This window comes from Falsiroseomonas sp. RANM36, assembly GCF_056682175.1.
Genome location: NZ_JBWXTD010000078.1, coordinates 1 through 251, shown reverse-complemented (window position 1 = coordinate 251; position 251 = coordinate 1). Strand labels below are relative to the sequence as shown.

General features: G+C 66.5%; 1 pseudogene. It reads right to left on the bottom strand.

Annotation, left to right across the window (positions count from 1 at the left end):
* Nucleotides 1-123: 123 nt before the first annotated feature.
* Nucleotides 124-251: pseudogene (locus tag AC1MIR_RS27920) on the bottom strand (IS3 family transposase); the annotation flags it as partial.

Sequence of the window (251 nt, the reverse complement as noted above, 5' to 3'; positions counted from 1 at the left end):
CCACCAGCATCCCAAACATGACCCCCGGCATCACCGAGAGCCAACGTGAACCCCTTCACCAGAGGGGTCCCTTTTGGACGCCGATCACCCCTCTCAGGGGGGCCTTTTTCCACGCCGATTCACACGCGTGCCGAGCGCGCGCTTGCGCCCGCCACGGCGCCGTACCCCGAGGCGTTCCGCCCGGTACAGACGGAACAGCTTTTTGTGGTTCAGCCGGTGCCCTTCACGCGCCAGCAGGATGTGCAGGCGCC